This window comes from Pseudomonas sp. Marseille-QA0892, assembly GCF_054950135.1.
In genome coordinates, this window is the sequence record NZ_CM143104.1 from 2,227,718 (window position 1) to 2,246,442 (window position 18,725).

The 18,725-nt window shown below is 60.5% G+C and carries 15 protein-coding genes; 8 read left to right on the forward strand and 7 right to left on the reverse strand.

Features of this window, described 5'->3' with window-relative positions; all coding sequences use genetic code 11:
* Positions 1-11: 11 nt before the first annotated feature.
* Together ACY8D3_RS10290 and ACY8D3_RS10295 are read right to left on the reverse strand one after the other, a co-directional pair.
* A complete protein-coding gene (locus ACY8D3_RS10290; RefSeq protein WP_462383994.1) occupies positions 12-3,095 on the reverse strand; it encodes an efflux RND transporter permease subunit in 3,084 nt (1,027 codons plus the stop codon).
* Positions 3,095-4,159 carry an efflux RND transporter periplasmic adaptor subunit gene (locus ACY8D3_RS10295; RefSeq protein WP_462383996.1) on the reverse strand — a complete coding sequence of 355 codons (1,065 nt, stop codon included), beginning with the start codon at positions 4,157-4,159 and terminating at the stop codon, positions 3,095-3,097. Before ACY8D3_RS10295 ends, ACY8D3_RS10290 begins: the two co-directional genes overlap by 1 nt.
* Before the next feature lie 413 nt (positions 4,160-4,572).
* Between ACY8D3_RS10295 and ACY8D3_RS10300 the strand changes: the two genes are divergently transcribed.
* Positions 4,573-5,373, forward strand: a complete 801-nt coding sequence (locus ACY8D3_RS10300) for an ion transporter (RefSeq protein WP_462383997.1) — start codon at positions 4,573-4,575, stop codon at positions 5,371-5,373.
* A gap of 24 nt (positions 5,374-5,397) precedes the next feature.
* Here the strand turns inward: ACY8D3_RS10300 and ACY8D3_RS10305 are convergent, their stop codons facing one another.
* A complete protein-coding gene (locus ACY8D3_RS10305) occupies positions 5,398-6,378 on the reverse strand; it encodes a LysR family transcriptional regulator (RefSeq protein ID WP_462383999.1) in 981 nt (326 codons plus the stop codon).
* 185 nt (positions 6,379-6,563) lie between these two features.
* Here ACY8D3_RS10305 and ACY8D3_RS10310 point away from each other — a divergent pair, with 185 nt between their 5' ends.
* The 5 genes from ACY8D3_RS10310 (at position 6,564) to ACY8D3_RS10330 (ending at position 12,270) form a co-directional block, all read left to right on the forward strand.
* Positions 6,564-7,877 carry an MFS transporter gene (locus ACY8D3_RS10310; RefSeq protein ID WP_462384001.1) on the forward strand — a complete coding sequence of 438 codons (1,314 nt, stop codon included), beginning with the start codon at positions 6,564-6,566 and terminating at the stop codon, positions 7,875-7,877.
* Complete coding sequence (locus ACY8D3_RS10315) at positions 7,874-8,626, forward strand: class II aldolase/adducin family protein (RefSeq protein WP_462384002.1); 753 nt, start codon at positions 7,874-7,876, stop codon at positions 8,624-8,626. The genes ACY8D3_RS10310 and ACY8D3_RS10315 overlap by 4 nt, the downstream gene beginning before the upstream one ends.
* 89 nt (positions 8,627-8,715) lie before the next feature.
* Positions 8,716-10,008 (forward strand): MFS transporter, encoded by a 1,293-nt coding sequence (locus ACY8D3_RS10320; protein WP_462384004.1) that lies wholly within the window; start codon positions 8,716-8,718, stop codon positions 10,006-10,008.
* A 10-nt stretch (positions 10,009-10,018) separates the two neighbouring features.
* Complete coding sequence (locus tag ACY8D3_RS10325; protein ID WP_462384006.1) at positions 10,019-11,248, forward strand: Zn-dependent hydrolase; 1,230 nt, start codon at positions 10,019-10,021, stop codon at positions 11,246-11,248.
* A 2-nt stretch (positions 11,249-11,250) separates the two neighbouring features.
* Positions 11,251-12,270, forward strand: coding sequence for a histone deacetylase family protein (locus ACY8D3_RS10330; protein ID WP_462384008.1), 1,020 nt, complete (start codon positions 11,251-11,253; stop codon positions 12,268-12,270).
* A gap of 62 nt (positions 12,271-12,332) precedes the next feature.
* On the opposite strand, the gene ACY8D3_RS10335 is transcribed toward ACY8D3_RS10330, so the two are convergent.
* From ACY8D3_RS10335 to ACY8D3_RS10350, 4 genes are all read right to left on the reverse strand, one after another.
* Positions 12,333-13,112 (reverse strand): SDR family oxidoreductase, encoded by a 780-nt coding sequence (locus ACY8D3_RS10335; protein WP_462384010.1) that lies wholly within the window; start codon positions 13,110-13,112, stop codon positions 12,333-12,335.
* Positions 13,109-14,320: an O-succinylhomoserine sulfhydrylase gene (locus ACY8D3_RS10340; RefSeq protein WP_462384012.1), complete on the reverse strand. Its 1,212-nt coding sequence runs from the start codon at positions 14,318-14,320 to the stop codon at positions 13,109-13,111. The genes ACY8D3_RS10335 and ACY8D3_RS10340 overlap by 4 nt, the downstream gene beginning before the upstream one ends.
* 44 nt (positions 14,321-14,364) lie before the next feature.
* Positions 14,365-15,873, reverse strand: a complete 1,509-nt coding sequence (gene purF / locus ACY8D3_RS10345) for an amidophosphoribosyltransferase (protein ID WP_462384013.1) — start codon at positions 15,871-15,873, stop codon at positions 14,365-14,367.
* A 70-nt stretch (positions 15,874-15,943) separates the two neighbouring features.
* Positions 15,944-16,459, reverse strand: coding sequence for a CvpA family protein (locus ACY8D3_RS10350; RefSeq protein WP_462384015.1), 516 nt, complete (start codon positions 16,457-16,459; stop codon positions 15,944-15,946).
* A gap of 197 nt (positions 16,460-16,656) precedes the next feature.
* Between ACY8D3_RS10350 and ACY8D3_RS10355 the strand changes: the two genes are divergently transcribed.
* A complete protein-coding gene (locus tag ACY8D3_RS10355) occupies positions 16,657-17,502 on the forward strand; it encodes an AAA family ATPase (protein ID WP_462384017.1) in 846 nt (281 codons plus the stop codon).
* A gap of 41 nt (positions 17,503-17,543) precedes the next feature.
* Positions 17,544-18,722, forward strand: a complete 1,179-nt coding sequence (locus tag ACY8D3_RS10360; RefSeq protein ID WP_462384019.1) for a vWA domain-containing protein — start codon at positions 17,544-17,546, stop codon at positions 18,720-18,722.
* Positions 18,723-18,725 lie beyond the last annotated feature (3 nt).

Here is an 18,725-nt window from a genome sequence, read left to right on the forward strand (position 1 = left end):
GAGTACCGGTTTCACTTCTCGTCCTCCTTGATCCGCAGCATCATGGTGTACAGGCAAGGCACCGCGACCAGTGTCAACACGGTCGCAAATGACAGGCCGCCGATGATGGTGACTGCCATGTTGGCGAAGAAGGGATCGAACAACAGCGGCACCATACCCAAGACAGTGGTACCGGCTGCGAGCACGACAGGCCGTAGACGTGACACGGACCCTTCGATCACAGCCGTCATCCTCGGCACCCCATTATCAATCTGGCGATCGGTCTCCTCGACCAGCACCACGGCGTTCTTGATCAACATCCCGGTCAGGCTGAGCAGGCCCAGCAGGGCCATGAAGCCAAATGGCAGACCAGACACGAGCAGCCCCACGACGACCCCACAGATGGCCATCGGCACGACGAGCCAGATCACCAGCGGTTGGCGAATCTTCGAAAACAGCAACACGGTGATCAGCATCATCGCGAGGTACGGCACGCCAAGCGTCCCGGCCAGGGCTTCCTGCGCATCCGAAGATGACTCGTGGTCGCCACCCCACTCCATCGTGTATCCCCGCGGCAGCTCCATGCTTTCAAGCAGCGGTGCGATTCGCGCCTGTGCGTCCGTTGATATCTCACCGCTGCGCGGCTCCGCGCGGACGGACACGGTCCGCTCCCGATTGAAGCGGTGCAGCTGGCCCTCCTCGGGGACCGTTTCCATTCCGGTCGCCACCTGGCTCAGCGGAATATATCGAGCGGCATTGGGGCTCCAGATCTGCCGATCGAGCACGTCCTGCGGCGTAACGCGCTCGGTGTCCACGGCACGCAGCAGAATCGGGATCTGTTCGTCGCGCTCCCGGAAGGTGCTTGCGGGGTAACCTTCGCTGTAGAGCGCAAGCGCCTGAGCGACGGCTTGGCGCGTCAGCCCGCTGTCGGCGAGTCGCTCAAGGTCCAGTTGCGGTCGAAGTGACCATTCCAGGTTTCGCCAGTTGTCCCGTATGTTGATCACATCCCCGTCACGCCTCAGGCGTGCCTGGGCCTCGGCGGAAATGGCCCGCAACGTCTCGAGCGAAGGGCCGCTGAAGCGCGCCTCGAGCTTGGCCTCCTCGTTGGGTCCGAACATCAACCGCTGCGCTGCGATATCGCCATCGGGATATCGGTCGGGAAGCGTTTCGTTGAGGCGCGCAACCAGCGGATCAATCGCGTCCGGATCGTCCACTAGCACCACGAAATGCATGAGTGACGGCTCGGGCCGCTCTGGCAGGTAGGTCAGCATGAAGCGCGAGGCGCCTGTCCCAACGAATGTCACGACGTTCGAAACGCCCTCCTGCTCCGCTATCCACTCCTCGACCTCGCGAGCGACCCGGTCCGTCTCGCTTACATCCGTGCCTTGCGGCAGGAAGAAATTGACCGTGAAGAGCGGCGTATCGGACGGTGGAAAAAAGTTCTGCGGAACGAAACGAAAGCCGTACGCGCAGGCTCCGGTCAATACGACCAGTACGACCACGGCAAGGCGACGTCGGTGCAGCACCGCCCCTATCCCGCGACGATAGCGGTCGTAGCCCTTGCCCTGATAGGCCTCGCCGCTTTCCGCTCCACCTTGTTGCTGATCACCGTTGTCATGATCTGCTTCACGCGCCTCCTTGCGCCCGCCAAGCAGGTAATACCCCATGAACGGCACCCCGACGATCGCCAGGAGCCAGCTGAGCAGAAGCGAGCTGGCAATCACCGCGAAGAGTGAGAAAAGAAATTCACCCGTGGTGTCCTGGGAAAGGCCGATTCCGGCAAAGGCGAGGATTCCGATAAAGGTCGACCCCAAGAGCGACCATTGCGTCGACTTCACGGACGCGCTCGCGGCCTCCCCAAAGCGCGATCCGCCCTTCTGTCGCACCAGTACGCCATCGCAAATGACCACCGCATTGTCCACAAGCATGCCCATCGCGATGATCAGCGCGCCCAACGAAATCCGCTCCAGCTCGATACCGCCAATAAGCATCACTAACAGCGTCCCAAGGACGGTCAGCAGCAGCACAACGCCAATGATGAGCCCTGCCCGCAGCCCCATCGCAAGGCAAAGTACGCCGACCACGATGGCGACCGAGGTTGCCACGTTGAGCGCAAAGCCATTGACCGCGTCATCGACGACCCGATGCTGCTCATAGATGGGATGAAGCTCGGCACCGACCGGCAAATCATGCATGAGGTCATCGAGCCGAGCGTGTACTGTCTCGCCGACCTTAACGATATTGGTGCCCGTAAGACCGCTGACACCGAGCGTAAGCGCACGCTCACCGTTGTATCGGATGAGCTGTTCGGGGCGCTCCTCGTAATCACGCGATATCCGCGCAATATCGCCCAGACGCAACCGCTGGGCGCCTTGACCGACTGGTAGGTTTCTGAGTGCCTCCAGCGTATCGAACGCACCGGTGGGTCGCAGCCGCATGAACTGGCCGGCGACCTGAATGCCGCCTCCGTCCACCACCGCATCCGCATCGGTAAGCGCTGCGACAATCTCATCCGGCGCCAGATTGAGCGAAACCAGTCGCGCGGGATCAACCTCAACAAGGATGGTTTCCTCGTGGATACCGGCAATCTCGACCTTGCTGACGCCCTCCGCCAGGACGAGGTCGCGTCGCAGGTCCTTGGCCAGGTCCCGCAGCTCGGCTGGCGTCAGGCCGTCCCCGGTCAGGGCGTAATAGATGCCGTACACATCGCCAAAGTCGTCGTTGACGACGGGAGCCGACGCGCCGGTCGGCATGTCGCCGGCCGCGTCGCCAACCTTGTTGCGCAGCTCATCCCATATCTGGGGAAGCTCGTCACCCGAATAGCTTTCAAGGATTTCGACTCGTATCTCGGCCTGTCCCGGTACGGCCTTGGAGCGTATTTCCTTGATCTGCTCGAGCTCCTGGATCGCCGTTTCAAGTGGCTCGATGACTTCCAGCTCGACTTCCTGAGCCGTGGCGCCTGGATAGCTGACCGCGACCACGGCTTCCTTGATGGTGAACTCAGGGTCTTCCAGGCGGGCCAGCTCGAAATAAGCGTAGAGACCCCCGAAAAAGCAGATGAGCATGAACAGGCCGATATTGACCCGCCGGGTCATGGCGTACCGCGCGATATCCATCATTCGCTCCGTTCGCGCGAGCGGACGGTCTGGTCCTCGTGCAGTTTCCTGGCACCCGCCACGACGACGCGCGAGCTCTCGTCCAGTCCGTCCGCCTCGACCAGTGCGAATGCGTCCTGGATGCCATTGACGCTGACCGGCACTTGCTGGACGCGATCGTCCACGATCAGCCAGACGAATCGCTCACGCGCCTCGTCGGTTGCCAGCGCACTGACCGGAATCTGATACGCAGCGGACACGCTTGCAGGCTGCGACCGGGGTATCTCGACGCGCATCGCCATGCCTGGCAGGAGGTTCACGTCCTGCGGCCGGTCCGCGCGGAGGGTCAGGCGATACGTGCGCGCCCTTTCACTGGGCCGCGTGGCGTGCTCCTTGTATCGAAGGGGAAGGACGATTTCTCGGGCAAGGACTGTCCCACGCGCTTCGAGCGTGGCATCGAACGGCACCTGCAAGGCAACGTCTTCAGGCAGGTCTACGCTGACTTCGATGAAGCGGTTGTCCTGTAATGTGAACACTGGTGTTCCCGCATTCACGACGGCGCCCGGCTCGACCAGGCGTTGCGCCACCACGCCGTCGAATGGTGCGGTCACCCGGGTGTAGCCCACTTCACGCCGCGCCGTGTCCAGCGCGACCTGTGCTGCGACACGATTGGCCTCGATTGGCTCGATGGCCGCAGGCGCGAGAATACCCTCAGCAAGCAGTTGGCGCTTACGAGCAAGGTCAGCTGAAATCTGGCCTAGCCGGGCACCTGCATCGCGCACGCGAAGCTGGTAATCGGTGTCGTCCAGTTCGGCCAATACCTGACCCCGCTTCACCAGCGCACCGTCGTTAACCCTGACGCGCTGCAGCCGACCGGCCACCTGGAACGACACGTCGGTTTCCGCCACGCTGCTCACGACCCCAGCGAACCGCCAGGGCGCGCCCTGTTCCTGAACAGGTTGAACCTTCTGGACCATGACCAATGGTGGCGGTAACGACTCTTCGGGTTCCTCGGAGCAGCCGGCCAAAATCACGGCGGACGATAGCAATATACGGAGGGGCCAGGCGGAGGGGGTGAACGACATGCGGCTTCCTTATCCCAAAACAGTCCTCGATCGGAATCACAGCGATCAGCGAACGAAGGGGTAGAGAAAAGCCGGGAAGCAAAGGTTCAATCTGAATCCGGGCGCTGTAGAGCCCAGGCAGGTGCGATAGACCAAGCCAAACGCCCACCAGACGCGCCTCGCAGTGTTCGCGTCAATATTAGGCGGCACAACCGAAGACACATGCGGTAAAGGTCATCGCGTATGCGCTCTGTGGTTGGAGGGCTCGGGCTGTGGTGCCAAACTTCCTGCGTCCTGTCCATACGGATATGAGCAGCATCGACACGCCGTTTACATTTGGCTAAATAAACAGGGCGCTTGCGAGGCGACGGTGCTTTCCTGTCGCGGACGGTTTACATACGCTCTGCTCCCCTCTACAGCTGCACGCGTGGTCCATGATCGCTCACGACACTTCCTGGCGTATTCGCCTCGCCCATTTGATGGACGGCAGATCCGTCCAGCGCTTCGTCACCGTCCTCATCCTGGTCAATGCGGCCATACTGGGGCTGCTGACCTCACAATCGATTGTCGACCAATGGGGTTGGCTGCTACTGCCGGTAGACGCGCTGATCCTTGCGATCTTCGTACTTGAGCTGGCGCTGCGCTTCGCGGCGCGGGGTATCGGGCTGCTGCGCGACCCCTGGGCCTGTTTTGATTGTGTCGTGGTCGGCATCGCCCTTGTGCCGGCAAGCGGTCCATTCAGCGTCCTGCGGGCACTGCGCGTGTTGCGCGTATTGCGGCTCGTCTCGATCAATCCAAACATGCGCAAGGTGGTACAGGCATTGCTCTCATCGCTGCCCGCCATGGGCAGCATCGTGATGCTGATGGGGCTGCTCTTTTACGTCGCGGCCGTCATGGCAACCGGGCTCTTCGGCGCCACGTTCCCCGAGTGGTTCGGCAACATTGGCGCAAGCCTCTACACCCTGTTCCAGGTGATGACACTCGAAAGCTGGTCGATGGGCATCGTCCGTCCCGTGATGGAACAGCACCCGCTTGCATGGATGTTCTTCGTCCCGTACATCCTCATCGCCACATTCATGATGCTCAACCTCTTCATCGCCGTGATCGTCAATGCAATGCAGGACGCGCAGGAACCTGATCCGGAAGTGGCGGCGCGGTTGCAGCGCGAGGAAGCAATTCTCGAAGAGCTCAAGGCGCTACGCAGCGAACTTGCAGAGGTTCGGCGAAAGCTCTAGGTCTAAGCAACGGTGCTCCCCTCTTCAGAAGCGCTCGCTCAGTTCCGTTGTCGCCAGCATGTGCTGAAACCGGTCCAGCATGACGGTTTCAGCCTGGGTCATTCGTTGTTCGCGATTCCACAGCAAGTGAACGTCGACATCCGTCACGCCCTCGCCCGGCGGAAGGCGCCAGAGTTCGCCGGCCTCAAGGTCTTTAGCTACGACATGCTCGGGCAGGCAGCCGATACCGTAGCCGGCGCACACAAGCCGGCGAATTTCCTCTAGGCTTGGAGAGGACGCAACAATGCGCCCGGTGAAGCCCTGCTGGTCACGGAACACAGTCAGTGGCGAAAGACTCCCGCCAATCTGGTCGCTCGTGAAGCTCACGAAGTTTTCGCCCTGCAGATCCGCCAGGCTCAGATCGGTGCGCCCGAACAAATGATGCCGACGCCCGCAGAAGAATGCATAGCGCTGATGAAGCAGTATCCGCTGCTCCAGCTTTGGCTGGGGAATCCGGCAGAGACCAAGGCCAAGCGTGGCCGTCTTCTGCAGGAGCGAACTGATGATGTCCGAGCTCCGCATGACTTCGATCTCAAGCTCCACTCGTGGAAAACGCTGATGAAAGTCGGCAAGGAAATCGTCATAGCAGCGTGACTGGACCCGGCTGATCGTCAACAACCTCACCTTGCCTGCCACCGTTTCGGCAGGCGTTTCCAGCGCAGCGCCCAAGCGTGAGACGTTGCCATAGATGTCGCCCGCAATCCGTAGCACCTCCTCCCCTGTCTCGGTAAGCGCGAACCGAGGGCCACGCCTCAGGATCAGCGCACATCCAAGCTGTTCCTCCAGCCTTTTCAAGGCCTGGCTGACTGCGGGTTGAGTCAAGTGAAGCCGTGCGGCTGCGCGACTGATGCTGCCCTCATGGCCGATAACGAGATACGTCCGCAACAGGTTCCAGTCCAGGCGATCGTTGAGAAAGCGTCGCGCTTCGATGCGGGGCGGGTGCTGCGTATCGTCCAACAGATCCATAACGAAGCTTCATTATCACCAGGATTTATACAAGGATATAAGAATTAGAAAATTGACTAATCCTAACTCGAACCGCCATAACGTCACAAACGCGTCACCAGAACGCTGCCTGATTTACGGCCGCTCCCTCATGGGGCACCGCTTACCTCCTGCCAACAAAAATGACACTACAGGAGTGCCTTCGCATGTCGAACCCGCCCGTTCACCATCGCCGCGCCGCGGCGGCCGCATTCGTCGGCACTACCATCGAGTTCTACGACTTCTACATCTACGCCACGGCGGCTGCGCTCGTACTGGGGCCAGTGTTCTTTCCGAGCGAAAACCCCGTATTGAGTACGTTGGCCGCCTTCGGGAGCTTCGCCGCGGGTTTCGTAGCACGGCCATTGGCTGGTGTTGTGTTCGGGCATCTGGGTGACCGGCTCGGGCGCAAGAAGATGCTGCTGCTTACGATCTTCCTGATGGGCTTCGCCACCACGGGGATTGGGCTGCTTCCCAGCTACGCCGACATCGGCATTTGGGCGCCGGTCGCACTGATTGCACTACGGGTCGTTCAAGGTATTTCGGCTGGCGGTGAGTGGGGCGGCGCGGTCCTGATGGCCAGCGAGCATGCACCCAAGGGCCGAAAGGTCTTCTTCGCGTCCTTCGCACAGCTCGGCAGTCCGGCCGGACTGTTGCTTGCACTCATTGCGTTTCGCGCCGTCAGCAGCCTGGATGAAGAGGCCTTCCTTTCTTGGGGATGGCGCGTTCCGTTTCTGATCAGCATCGTGCTGATGCTGGTAGGTATCGTAATCCGCTCGGCCGTCCCCGAGTCGCCGGAGTTCCAGAAGGTCGCCGAGAACAACGAAACCTCGAAGAATCCTGTCCTCGAAGTCATCCGCGACAGCTGGCGCCAGATCCTGTTCGCGGCGGCTGCAGTCACCATCGGGGCGGCCGGCTTCTTCTTCACCAACACCTTCATGATTACCTACACCACGACCTACATGGGAATCGCGAAGTCGACGATCCTCGATTGCCTGTTCCTGGTGACGATCTTCCAGCTCATTTCTCAGCCTTGCTCGGCGTTGCTGGCAGAGCGAATCGGCGAAGGTCGGTTTCTGCGCATCATGTCCGTGGTCTGCATGTTGGTGCCCTACCCCATGTTCATGCTGGTGCAGACAGGCAATCTGGTTCTGATGACGCTGGGTATCACGCTGGCCGTAATCTCGCTTGCCGCAATCTACTCGGTCATCGCTGGCTATATGACCGAGGCATTTCCCGCCCGTGTTCGCTACTCGGGCATCTCCATCGCCTACCAGCTCTGCTGTGCATTGGCCCCTAGCACGACGCCACTGATCGGCACCCTGCTTGCCGGTCATTTCCAGGGGCAATGGTGGCCCCTGGCGCTGTTCTTCAGTGCGCTTTCGTTCATTTCCCTGATTGGTGTCATCGGCCTTGGCCGTCTTCGCGGCGAAGCGATAACCCAGATGCCTGTCCGCAAACGCGAGGTAACCGTCCAATGAGTAAGCCCGAGTCCATTTCTACGGTTGAATGGCAAGCACGCTGTGAGCTGGCCGCGCTCTATCGGCTCGTGGCGTACTACCGCATGACGGACTTGATTGATACGCACATTACCCTGCGCGTGCCCGGAACTGATCACTTTCTAATCAACCGCTATGGGATCGCCTTCGAGCGGATGAAAGCCAGTGATCTGGTACTGATCGATCTGAATGGGCAACCGGTGCCCGGTCCCTATGGTGAACAACGGGTAAATGCGGCTGGTTTCGTCATTCATTCGGCGATCCACGCCGCGAGACCTGACATGCACTGTGTCATCCACACCCATACCGCCGCAGGTATGGCGGTGTCCTGCCAGCGCGACGGGCTACTGCCCCTGACCCAGCATGCGCTGAAGTTCTACGGGAAGCTGGCTTATCACCGGTATGAAGGCATCGCGCTGTCTCTGGAAGAGCGTGCGCGACTGGTCGCAGACCTCGGCCCACACAAGGCGATGATTCTGAGGAATCACGGGCTGCTGGCTGGCGGCGCAACCGTTGCCGAAGCGTTTCACGAAATCTATTTCCTCGAGCGGGCCTGCCAGGCGCAAGTCCAGGCATTGGCCGGTGGCCAAGCATTGGAATATCCGCCTGAGGAAATACGGCGCCACACCGCCGACCAATTTGGCCGCGATGGCATTGATGGAATCATCGATCTGGCCTGGAAAGCGGCCCTTAGCCTGATTGAGGAGCAACGCAGCGACTGGTGCCGTTAGCGCCTCTCTTTCGCCAAGCGTCAGCCTCTTACACCCACCCGCCGCGCTCTGCGGAGCGCGACGCTCGCCCATTACAAGAGAAACACTGCATGCAGCCTACTTCCCGCCGTCAGCCCAAGCGCGCGGCAACCGCCGCGTTCGTCGGCACCATGATCGAATGGTATGACTACTACATTTTCGCGACAGCAGCGGCCCTTGTCTTTGGCCAGTTGTTCTTTCCGTCCGAGGACCGACTACTAAGTACGCTGGCTGCATTCGGCACCTTCGCCGTGGGGTTCTTTGCACGCCCGCTCGGTGGTGTGGTCTTCGGCCATATCGGCGACCGCATCGGCCGCAAGAAATCCTTGATCGTGACTTTGCTGATGATGGGGATCGTGACCGTTCTCATCGGCCTTCTGCCCACTTACGAACAGGCCGGGTTCTGGGCACCGCTGCTATTGATCCTGCTGCGTGTGGTACAGGGCATCGCGGTTGGGGGTGAATGGGGTGGCGCGGTGCTCATGGCCGGCGAACATGCGCCGGAAGGCCGCCGCACCTTCTTCGCATCCTTTGCACAATGGGGAAGTCCGGCAGGATTGATCCTGTCGATCATCGCCTTTCGCCTCGTCACAGACCTGCCTGAGGAAGACCTCATGAGTTGGGGCTGGCGCTTGCCTTTCCTGGCAAGCGCGGTCCTGCTGATCGTCGGTCTGGCCATCCGGTTGGGCGTGGACGAGTCGCCAGAATTCGAGGAAATGAAAGGCCGCCAGGAAACAGCCAAGGCACCTGCGCTCGAGGTTATGCGTACAGCCTGGAAGCCGCTACTCCTGTGCATTGGCGCCAACACACTGGGCATCGCGGGCGTCTACTTCACCAATACGTTCATGCTCAGCTATACGACGCAGGTTCTGGAACTGCCACGTTCGCTGATCCTGGACTGCCTGTTCTTCGTTGCGATCGTTCAGTTCATTGTGCAACCGCTCGCGGCAGCGCTTGCCGAGCGGATAGGCCCCTCACGTTTCCTCGTGCTGATCTCATGTCTTGCCATGGCCTCGCCGTATCCGATGTTCGTGCTGGTGAAATCCGGCTCCGCGCCTTTGATCGTGCTTGGAATCGCTCTGGCAGCCGCGTGCATGGCGTCCTTCTATGCAGTGATTGCCGGATTCGTCAGTGGCGTTTTCCCAACGCGCGTTCGCTACACGGCGATCTCCATGGCGTACCAGATCTGCGGCGCAATCGCGGGCGGCCTCACGCCCATGATCGGAACGCTGCTGGCTCATCGCTTTACCGGTGAGTGGTGGCCGCTTGCCCTGTTCTATACCTGCCTGGCCGGCCTCTCGATGGTCTGCGTCCTAGCGCTTGCCAGACGCCAAGCCAGCGACACCCGGCCCGCCCACGCCTAGGAGTATCGGCATGTTTAACGTAAATGGTGAGCGCCTCTGGAACAGCTTGATGGCAATGGCCGATATCGGCCCGACCGAACGGGGGGGTAACTGTCGTCTGGCCTTGTCCGAAGAAGACAGGCTCGGCCGCGAGCTCTTCAGCGACTGGTGTCGCGCTGCAGGCATGACGTTCTCCGTTGACCCGATTGGAAACCTTTACGCACGCCGCGCCGGTCGTGAGAACGTGCCACCGGTAGTGATGGGTAGTCACCTTGACACGCAGCCCAAAGGCGGGCGATTCGACGGTATCTTCGGCGTACTGGCTGGCCTCGAAGTGATCCGTACCCTGGAGGAGCGCGGCATCGTCACGCAAAAGCCATTGGAAATAGCGGTCTGGACCAACGAGGAAGGTGCTCGCTTCACACCCGCCATGCTGGGCTCGGCAGTTTTTGCAGGCAAGCTCGCGCTGGACGAGGCACTGGCTATCCGCGACCGCGAGGGTGTCTCCATTCAGGACGCTTTGAAACAGAGCGGCTACGTCGCTACGCAGCCATTGGGCCGCGCTTTTGACGCGTATTTCGAAGCGCATATCGAACAGGGGCCCGTGCTTGAAGCCGACGGTTTGCCCATAGGCGTGGTGACAGGCGGACAAGCCATCGCATGGCTCGACATTCATGTACAGGGGGTGGCCGCTCATGCCGGCACGACGCCCATGGCGATGCGCAAGGATGCGATGTTCGGCATCGCGGAAATGCTGGCAGCCCTCGAGACGCTTGCAGGCGACTTCGCCCCCAAGGGCCTGGTCACCGTGGGCCAACTCGATATCGCACGGTCCTCGCGCAATACGATCGCCGCGGATGTCCGATTCACCCTCGATCTTCGCCATCACGAGGACAACGTGCTCGCGAAAATGGACGATGCTGCTCGAGCCGTGATGAGCCGTATCGCTGAAGACCGGCGCCTCGAGATCGATATTCAGCAACATTGGCTCAGCCCCGCCACGCCGTTCGATACGGACTGTATCGATGCAGTCCGACATGCTGTGAAAGCGCTTGGGTATCCCCATCGGGACATTGTCAGCGGTGCCGGACACGACGCCATACACCTGGCCAAACATTGCCCGACCACGATGATTTTCATTCCGTGCAAAGACGGCCTCAGCCACAACGAGGCCGAGTACGCCGCACCTGAAGACGTCCGAATGGGCGCCGATGTATTGCTCAACGCGGTGCTCGAGCGCGCCGGTTACCAGGAGATCTGAACGTGAAGACTTTCTTCCACCCCGACCAACGCCTCCACCATCCGAAGACCTACCTCTCACGCGGGCAAATGCGGACGCCGCAGGAAGTCCCGGCACGAGTGGACGCCCTGCTTTCGGCTGTCAAAACATTGGGCTACCCCATCGAGCAACCCATGGACCACGGCCGTGCGCCACTCCATGCCGTACATGGCGAGGCGTACGTCAGCTACCTCGAATCCGCCTACCGCGAATGGCACGAGGTGCCGGAGGATTGGGGTGACGAGGTCATGTCCAACATCTATATCCGCGAGAACAACCCGCTGCGTGGCATCCTTGGCAAAACAGCCCGTTATCTTGCAGACGGCAGCTGTCCGATCGGAGAAGGCACCTGGCGCTCGGTCTACGGCTCTGCTCAAAGTGCAGTCGCTGCAGCCAAGGCCGTGGTTGACGGGGAACCCGCCGCGTATGCGCTGTGCCGTCCACCCGGCCATCACGCGCGCGCTGAAGGTGCGGGCGGCTTCTGCTACCTGAACGGCGCCGCGATCGCCGCTCAGGTTCTACGCGAGCGCTTCGGCAAGGTCGTCGTACTTGATACGGACATGCACCATGGCCAAGGCATTCAGGAGATCTTCTACGACCGAGACGACGTCTTCTACATCTCGATCCACGGTGATCCAACGAACTTCTATCCGGTTGTAGCAGGCTTTGACGATGAGCGAGGTCAGGGAAAGGGAGAAGGCTACAATTTGAACCTGCCGATGCCACACGGCGCGTCCGAGTCGGATTTTTTCGAGAAACTGGACGCGGCACAAGCGGCCATTGTGGCGTATGGGCCGGACGTCCTCGTGTTATCGCTTGGATTCGATATCTACGAGAATGACCCGCAGGCAAAGGTCGCAGTTACCCAGGCCGGGTTCGGAGAGTTGGGCCGTCGTATCCGGGCCCTGGCACTACCGACCGTCATCATCCAGGAGGGCGGCTACGACATCGCGACCCTGGATGAGAATGCCCAAGCGTTCTTCAATGGGTTCGACGGGCGCTGACGGCTACGGAAGAAAAGCGGCCAACGCCGCTTTTTTCCTACCAAGGCTTGGCGCGCCGGCCGTCACTCGGCGTAGATCATCTTGCGAGTCATACCGCCATCGACGACGAATTCCTGGCCTGTGACGAATTCTGCTTCCGGCGAAAGGAGCCAGGCCACCATGGATGCGATGTCCTCGACTTCACCGACCCGGCCAACCGGATGCTGAGCGTGGTCTGAATCACTCAACGGCTCATTTCGGCGGTCCGATGGGTCGCGCGAGTCGATCCAGCCTGGGCTCACCACGTTGACACGAATGTCCGGACCAAGGCTTACCGCCATCGCATGCGTCAGTGCCAGCAAGCCGCCCTTGGTCGCTGAGTACGCCTCGGTATGCGGCTCGGACTGGTGCGCACGGCTCGACGACACATTGATGATCGAGCCCTGATGGCTACGCAAATACGGCGCACAATGCTTGGCCAACAGCATCGCGCCGGTGAGATTTACCGACAGAACGCGGTTCCATTGGGCCAGCGAGAGCTCTTCGAGCGGTCCGTTGAAGGGATCGGCGATGCCCGCGTTATTGACCAACGCATCCAGCCGGCCGAACTGACCGAGAACCTCGGCCACTGCGGTAATCACCTGAGTTTCGCTGGACACATCGAGTGCGACAAACCAGGCATTGTCGCCCAACGCGTCTGCGACCACCGAACCACGCTGGCGATTGACGTCGGCAATCACGACCTGCCAGCCCTCAACAATAAGCCAGGCCGCAATGCCCAAGCCTATGCCACGGGAGCCACCGGTAACGAGCGCGACATGCCCGTTATTGGCTGGCGGGGTTTCGAGCGTCCACTCGATCACAACGCTGCCAGCCCGCGGGCGAGGTCCGCTTTAAGGTCATCCAGATCCTCAAGACCTACGGCCAGACGGATAAGGTTATCGCCGATACCGGCATTGGCTCGCTCCTGCGGGGAAAGCCGACCGTGGGACGTGGTTGCAGGATGAGCGATCGTGGTCTTGGTATCACCCAGGTTAGTTGTGATGGACACGACGCGGGTGGCATCGATGAAACGCCAGGCGGCTTCCTTACCACCGTTCACCTCGAAGCTCACCACCGCGCCAAACGCGCTTTGCTGCCGCTTGGCAAGCTCATGCTGCGGATGACTCGGCAGACCGGCATAGTGGACGCGTTCGATGCCCGGCTGGGTTTCCAGCCACTCGGCCAATGCCTGAGCACTCGCGCAATGCGCCTGCATACGAATACGCAGGGTTTCCAGGCCCTTGAGGAAGATCCATGCATTGAAAGGGCTCAGGGTCGGGCCCGCTGTACGCAAGAAGCCGACGGCCTCTTTCATCAATTCGGCACGGCCCGCCAGGACCCCGCCCATGGCGCGACCCTGCCCGTCGATGAACTTGGTCGCAGAGTGCATGACGATGTCGGCACCGAGCGATAGCGGCCGCTGAAGCGCCGGCGTGCAGAAACAGTTATCGACGGCCAGCAACGCGCCGTGGGCATGTGCGATTTCAGCCAGCGCCGCGATGTCGACCAGTTCGGCGAGCGGATTCGAGGGAGACTCGACGAAGAACAGTTTGGTGTTCGGCTTGCATGCCTCCGCCCAGGCGGACAGATCCGACAGCGGCGGGTAGTCGACCTCGACACCAAAGCGCTTGAAGTATTTCTCCATCAGGCTGATGGTGGAGCCGAACACGCTGCGTGATACGAGGATATGGTCACCGGCGCTGCAAAGGCTCATGACCATTGTCAAGATCGCGCCCATGCCGGAGGCAGTGGCGACCGCCTGTTCGGCGCCTTCCATTGCGGCGATACGCTCTTCGAATGCCCGGACCGTGGGGTTCGTGTAGCGCGAGTAGACATTGCCAGGCACTTCACCGGCGAAACGAGCCGCCGCGTCCGCAGCGGTACGGAATACGTAGCTCGACGTCAGGAACATCGCCTCGCCGTGCTCGGCTTCCGGTGTACGGTGCTGCCCGGCGCGAACCGCCAGGGTATCGAGCGAAACGCCATCAAGATCGCTGTCCAGACGGCCCGCATCCCAGTCGAGTGCCATTGATAGTCTCTCCTTTGCGGACCCGGCGCAGCGCGCCGGCCCTATCAGTTGTTGTGCAGGTCGATGATCTCGCTAACCAGGTTGCTCTTCGCCTTGTTGGCGTCATTGCGAGCCTGCTCGATCTTGTTTAGGTAGACGTCGTTGACGTCTCCGGTGATGTACTCGCCGTTGAAGACCGCACAATCGAAGTTCTGCACCTTCGGTGACTTGTGCGTGCGAACCGCTTCGACCAGGTCCGGAAGGTCCTGATAGACCAACCAGTCGGCGCCAATCAGATCGCGAACCTCTTCGGTCGTACGGCCATGCGCGATCAGTTCATGAGCGCTAGGCATATCGATGCCATATACGTTCGGGTAGCGGACTGCTGGTGCTGCCGAGCAGAAATACACGTTCTTGGCACCGGCTTCACGGGCCATTTGGATGATCTGCTTACAGGTCGTACCGCGGACGATCGAATCGTCTACCAGCATGACGTTCTTCCCGCGGAACTCCAACTCGATCGCGTTGAGCTTCTGGCGGACCGACTTCTTACGCGCTGCCTGGCCCGGCATGATGAAGGTCCGGCCAATGTAGCGGTTCTTGACGAAGCCCTCGCGGAACTTGACGCCCAGATGATTCGCCAGCTCCAGCGCCGCCGTACGGCTGGTGTCCGGAATGGGGATGATCACGTCGATATCGTGGTCCGGACGCTCGCGCTGGATCTTCTCGGCGAGCTTCTCACCCATGCGCAAACGCGCCTTGTAGACCGAGATCCCGTCCATGATGGAGTCGGGGCGTGCAAGGTAGACGTGTTCGAAGATGCACGGTGCGTACTGCGAATGCGCGGCGCACTGCTTGGTGTGCAGCTCACCGTCTTCGGTGATGTAGACGGCTTCGCCTGGCTCAAGGTCGCGAATCAGCGTGAAACCAAGTACATCGAGGGAGACACTCTCGGAGGCGATCATGTACTCGACGCCTTGCTCGGTTTCGCGCTTGCCGAAGACGATCGGCCGGATCGCATAGGGGTCGCGGAAGCCGACGATGCCGTAGCCGGTGACCATCGCTACAACGGCATATCCGCCCCGGCAGCGTTCATGGACTTCAGAAACGGCGGCAAAGATGTCTTCCGGCGTTGGCTGTAGCTTGTTGCGCACCGCGAGCTCGTGCGCGAAGACGTTCAGCAGGACTTCGGAATCGGAGGTGGTGTTGACGTGACGCAGGTCGGATTCGTAGATCTCCTGAGAGAGCTGCTCGACATTGGTCAGGTTGCCGTTATGCGCCAGCGTGATGCCATAGGGCGAATTCACGTAGAAAGGCTGGGCTTCTGCAGAGCTCGAACTGCCTGCGGTTGGATAGCGCACGTGGCCGATGCCCATCGCGCCGACCAGACGCTGCATGTGGCGCTGCTGGAACACATCGCGAACCAGTCCGTTGTCCTTGCGCAAAAACAACCGGCCTTCATGGCTGGTCACGATGCCTGCAGCATCCTGGCCGCGGTGCTGAAGGACGGTGAGCGCGTCATACAGCGCCTGATTGACGTTCGTTTTGCCGACGATACCGACGATGCCACACATGTGACCAAACCCCTGCTAGTAGTACAGCTTCACGTTAGAGCACAGTAAATCCTGCGCCCGCAACCCGCGTTCAGCTCGGTGGCGGCACCATTGCGCTACCCAGCCATTGGCTCGACAAGCCCAGGATGAAGTTCTTGGACCAGTCCGCAACCATCAGGAAATGCGGCAACAGAACGGACTGTTGCCACCACGGATCCTGTTGTACCGGCGACAGGCTCAGCAACCCCACCAGTACCACGACCAGCAAACCACCACGGGCGGCACCGAATGCCATCCCCAGGAACCGATCGGTTCCGGACAGCCCGGTCACGCGTACCAGTTCGCCAATGAGAAAGTTGATCAGTGCCCCTACCAACAGGGTCGCAATGAAAAGAATGATACAGGCGGCGATAATTCGCCCAGACGGTACCTCGATGTACTCCACGAGGTACTGGGAAAGCGCGCCACCGAAAAGCCACGCCACGCCACCGGCCACGATCCAGGTGAGCAGCGACAACGCTTCCTTGACGAACCCTCGCTTCAAGCTGATGAGAGCGGAAACGACAACAATCGCGATGATGGCCCAGTCGACCCAGGTGAAGCCCACGGTTCAGCCCAACGGTGAAAAGGCGCGCATTTTAACAGAGCGTCGCGGTGCGGCGTAGGGGCTCTTTTACTTTCGGCCGGTGCCGTGCGATCAGCGGGTGCTCGATAGCTACCGGCACCCGGATCCCCGATGCTTGTCCATGGTCACAAGCCAACAGGTTATAGTCGACCCACACTTGCCAGAATCGAGGGCCCTTCATGAAGTTTGCAGGCACATCTACCTACGTCGCGACGGATGATCTGAAGCTGGCGGTCAACGCAGCGATTACGCTTGAGCGCCCTCTCCTCGTCAAGGGCGAACCCGGCACCGGCAAGACCCTGCTGGCCGAACAGTTGGCCGACTCCTTCGGCACCCGCCTGATCACCTGGCACATCAAGTCAACGACCAAGGCACATCAGGGCCTTTATGAATACGACGCCGTCAGCCGACTCCGCGATTCGCAGCTTGGCGATGACAAGGTGCACGACATCCGCAACTACATCCGCAAGGGCAAGCTGTGGGAAGCCTTCGAAGCCGACGAGCGCGTGGTACTGCTCATCGATGAGATCGACAAGGCGGATATCGAATTCCCAAACGACCTGCTCCAGGAACTCGATCGCATGGAGTTCTTCGTCTATGAAACCGGCGAAACGGTCAGAGCACGCCAGCGGCCGATCATCATCATTACGTCCAACAACGAGAAGGAACTGCCTGACGCCTTCCTGCGCCGCTGTTTCTTCCACTACATCGCCTTTCCAGACCGCGACACGCTACGCCGAATCGTTGACGTTCACTATCCGAACATCAAGGCAGACCTGGTATCCGAGGCGCTGGATATCTTTTTCGACGTCCGAAAGGTGCCTGGCCTGAAGAAGAAGCCTTCCACCTCGGAACTGGTCGACTGGCTCAAACTGCTGATGGCTGATGACATTGGCGAGACGGTGCTCCGAGAGCGTGATCCAACGCGAGCGATCCCGCCACTGGCCGGTGCGCTGGTCAAGAACGAGCAGGATGTGCAGTTGCTCGAGCGCCTGGCGTTCATGACCCGCCGCGCCAACCGCTGAAGCTCTGGCGCGCCGACCGAGACACCGAAAAGAGGCCCAGCATGCTGCTCGACCTGTTCCACACCCTGCGTGCCGCCAAGGTGCCCGTGACCGTAAGGGAGCTGCTCGACCTGCACGAGGCGCTCGACAAGCGCCTGACGTTTGCAGACATGGATGACTTTTATTATCTGTCGCGGGCAATCCTCGTGAAGGACGAGCGCCACTTCGACAAGTTCGACCGTGCCTTCTCCGCCTATTTCCAGGGGCTCGACACGCTGGACCCGGACTTGGACGCCGCCATTCCCGAAGACTGGCTGCGAAAGACGTTCGAGCGCATGCTCACGGACGATGAAAAAGCGCAGATCGAAGCCCTCGGCGGGCTCGACAAGCTCATGGAAACCTTCCGGCAACGCCTCGAGGAACAGAAGAAGCGTCATGCCGGTGGCAATAAATGGATCGGCACGGGCGGTACCAGTCCATTCGGCTCCGGCGGCTACAACCCTGAAGGCATTCGAATCGGTAATGAGGGCGAGCGTCAGGGCAAGGCGGTCAAGGTTTGGGAACAGCGCGAATACCGCAACCTGGACGAGCACGTCGACCTTGGGACACGCAACATCAAGCTCGCGCTGCGCCGATTGAGAAAGTTTGCCCGTGACGGCGCGCCCGATGAATTTGACCTCGACGGCACCATCGAACATACCGCCCGTGACGCTGGCCTGCTCAACATCCAGATGCGGCCCGAGCGACGCAATGCGGTCAAGCTTCTGCTGCTGTTCGATATTGGCGGCTCGATGGACGCACACGTCAAAGTTTGCGAGGAACTGTTTTCGGCCTGTCGGACCGAGTTCAAGCACCTGGAATACTTCTACTTCCACAACTTCATCTACGAGTCGGTCTGGAAGGACAGCCTGCGCCGTACCCACGAGCGCACGTCCACCTACGATCTGCTGCACCGCTACGGAGACGACTACAAGGTCGTATTCGTCGGTGACGCGGCCATGGCGCCCTATGAAATTACCCAGCCAGGCGGAAGCGTGGAGCATTGGAATGAAGAAGCCGGGCACGTCTGGATGCGCCGTTTCACTGAGAAGTTCGACAAGGTCGCCTGGTTGAATCCCTACCCGCGCGAGACCTGGGAGTACAACGCCTCCAACCTGCTCATCCGGGACCTGGTGCACCAGCGCATGTACCCGTTAACGTTGGCAGGCCTTGAGGAAGGGATGCGCTACCTAGCAACCTGATTA

What these genes read in the sequence shown, in the direction of transcription:
- ACY8D3_RS10290 (WP_462383994.1), bottom strand. Translation starts at nt 3,095, where the DNA reads ATGGATATCGCGCGGTACGCCATGACCCGGCGGGTCAATATCGGCCTG.
- ACY8D3_RS10295 (WP_462383996.1), bottom strand. Translation starts at nt 4,159, where the DNA reads ATGTCGTTCACCCCCTCCGCCTGGCCCCTCCGTATATTGCTATCGTCC.
- ACY8D3_RS10300 (WP_462383997.1), top strand. Translation starts at nt 4,573, where the DNA reads ATGATCGCTCACGACACTTCCTGGCGTATTCGCCTCGCCCATTTGATG.
- ACY8D3_RS10305 (WP_462383999.1), bottom strand. Translation starts at nt 6,378, where the DNA reads ATGGATCTGTTGGACGATACGCAGCACCCGCCCCGCATCGAAGCGCGA.
- ACY8D3_RS10310 (WP_462384001.1), top strand. Translation starts at nt 6,564, where the DNA reads ATGTCGAACCCGCCCGTTCACCATCGCCGCGCCGCGGCGGCCGCATTC.
- ACY8D3_RS10315 (WP_462384002.1), top strand. Translation starts at nt 7,874, where the DNA reads ATGAGTAAGCCCGAGTCCATTTCTACGGTTGAATGGCAAGCACGCTGT.
- ACY8D3_RS10320 (WP_462384004.1), top strand. Translation starts at nt 8,716, where the DNA reads ATGCAGCCTACTTCCCGCCGTCAGCCCAAGCGCGCGGCAACCGCCGCG.
- ACY8D3_RS10325 (WP_462384006.1), top strand. Translation starts at nt 10,019, where the DNA reads ATGTTTAACGTAAATGGTGAGCGCCTCTGGAACAGCTTGATGGCAATG.
- ACY8D3_RS10340 (WP_462384012.1), bottom strand. Translation starts at nt 14,320, where the DNA reads ATGGCACTCGACTGGGATGCGGGCCGTCTGGACAGCGATCTTGATGGC.
- purF (WP_462384013.1), bottom strand. Translation starts at nt 15,873, where the DNA reads ATGTGTGGCATCGTCGGTATCGTCGGCAAAACGAACGTCAATCAGGCG.
- ACY8D3_RS10355 (WP_462384017.1), top strand. Translation starts at nt 16,657, where the DNA reads ATGAAGTTTGCAGGCACATCTACCTACGTCGCGACGGATGATCTGAAG.
- ACY8D3_RS10360 (WP_462384019.1), top strand. Translation starts at nt 17,544, where the DNA reads ATGCTGCTCGACCTGTTCCACACCCTGCGTGCCGCCAAGGTGCCCGTG.